Annotated in this window: 2 protein-coding genes; both read right to left on the reverse strand. The window is 31.1% G+C overall.

Features of this window, described 5'->3' with window-relative positions:
* Window positions 1-233: 233 nt before the first annotated feature.
* On the reverse strand, window positions 234-1250 hold the full coding sequence (locus CN692_RS18705; RefSeq protein ID WP_098120677.1) for a DUF4030 domain-containing protein: 1017 nt from the start codon (window positions 1248-1250) through the stop codon (window positions 234-236).
* Window positions 1250-1765: a sigma-70 family RNA polymerase sigma factor gene (locus CN692_RS18710; RefSeq protein WP_098120678.1), complete on the reverse strand. Its 516-nt coding sequence runs from the start codon at window positions 1763-1765 to the stop codon at window positions 1250-1252. The genes CN692_RS18705 and CN692_RS18710 overlap by 1 nt, the downstream gene beginning before the upstream one ends.
* Window positions 1766-1934 lie beyond the last annotated feature (169 nt).

Raw genomic sequence — 1934 nt, forward strand, 5'->3', positions numbered from 1 at the left:
ATGCCCTGTTAAAAAGCAAAGCCACTTTCCAAGATCTAGCTTAAAATCTGAACCACCTTCAATTACCATAATCTTCCAATTTTTAAATGAGTGGAAGATTATTTGGCATGTCAAAAATAGTATAACATGAGTCACAAAATTTTTTTATTGAAAATTATTGACAAACTATTAGCTGGTTTAGTTTTATAAGTCAAATCTTACTTAATAAGCAAAACCGATCTCCATTTTAAAAGTTAATTTATTATCTTGTCGTCTTTACTGTATATTGTAATGTGGTAGGGATCGTTTTTAACTCTTGATTTCATTTGTTCTGATTTAAGAAAGTCGTCAATAACTTTTTCAAGTTGTTGAGCAAAATCTTTCGCATTTTCGTCCGAACTAGGCAAAGTAATAAACATTTGGATCTCTGGTTCTGGGTGGACGGAATATCCTACCATTCTAACTTTGTAATCCTTTTTCCCTAATAAATCTTCACGAACTATACTAAGTATCTCCACCCATCTTCTATCTTGCTCTCTTTTCTTCATGTTTATTTTTTTTAGCTTTACCGTAAATTCTTCTTTAGTTTTTGTCCATAGTATACTCTTAACTTCTTTTTTAATTTCTTCCGTTCGTTTCTCATTGTCCGGTATGTCTATATCAACAATCTTTCGAGAAGAACTTAAACTCAGTTTTTCGAAATGGTATTTTTCACGCAATTTATCAACGGCACCCATTAATTCAGCATCTTTTTTTAGCCTATTTCTCTCCTCTTCAGACATTTCAAGCTTACGCTCTTTAAATTTACTAACTTTAACAGTATATGCATCATAATTTCTAGAATGTAGAATGTCCTTCGCAATATCCTCTACATCAGATTTTACTGTATCAAAATACTTTTCTGAACCTTTAATTCCTATATTTATTTCCTTTTCAGGAAATGAAACCCCTGCTCCACTAATGTTGTAACCTTTTGCTCTTAGTTCTTCTGAAATGACAGTAACTACATCATTCTTAAATTCAAAAATTTGTCCTAAATACGGAATTTTGGATACGACTCTTGCCATAGCTGGAGAAACAAATGCTGAACCTATTAATAGGCCAACTAAAAGAACTACTGCACTGCTCAAGTAGACCACTTTCTTACCAAGACTTTGATGTTTCTTTTTACCTCTCTTGATGGCATGTTCGAGCGCTTGATCCAATTTATCTTCAGGAATTTTTATTTTGTCCATCTCTATTTTTAAGTTGTTAGATAAATAATCGTTCATCAGATACACTCCTCTTTTAAATCCGATTTCAATTGATTAATGGCTCTATGTAATCGAGTTTTGACAGTTCCTTCAGGGCATTTCAATATTTCAGCAATCTGTTTTATAGAAAGGTCTTTATAAAATCTTAAAATAATCACTGTTTTATATTGCACTTCTAATCGCTCAATTGCTTCTACTAAGTCCAATTTTTCTTCAATTCGAAAATTCTGTTCATTGCGAAATCCATCAACATCACTAAAAGGAATTATACGGTTGTTTTTCTTAATAAAATCCAATGCACTATTAATTAAAATTCTTGATATCCAAGTGGAAAAATAAAGAGGATCTTTTAGTTGTTTAATTGATATAAAAGCTTTATAAATAGTATCTTGCATAATATCAAGGGCATCATCATCATTTTTCACGTATAAAAAGGCCATACGAAATAGTTTGTTCTTTTCATCTTGAATTAACTCTTGAAATGCTTTTTCGTTTCCTCTTTTTGCCTTCTTTACTTTTTTCTCAAACGACATGTGCTCACCTCTCTTTTCTATCAGTTAGACACTCAATACTACAAAAACGTTTCAAAAAAAATAAAATAATATAAATGGTCACTTCTTCTTCAACTATACTGCTTGATAATACAATAAAAAATAGACTACTTAAGCAGTCTAATGTTGTTCAACTAGTCGAGTAGAATGG

This window comes from Bacillus sp. AFS002410, assembly GCF_002556365.1.
Classification (GTDB): domain Bacteria; phylum Bacillota; class Bacilli; order Bacillales; family Bacillaceae_G; genus Gottfriedia.

Bases quoted from the DNA above. Each gene is read 5' to 3' on its own strand.
- CN692_RS18705 (WP_098120677.1), bottom strand. From the start codon at position 1,250: ATGAACGATTATTTATCTAACAACTTAAAAATAGAGATGGACAAAATA.
- CN692_RS18710 (WP_098120678.1), bottom strand. From the start codon at position 1,765: ATGTCGTTTGAGAAAAAAGTAAAGAAGGCAAAAAGAGGAAACGAAAAA.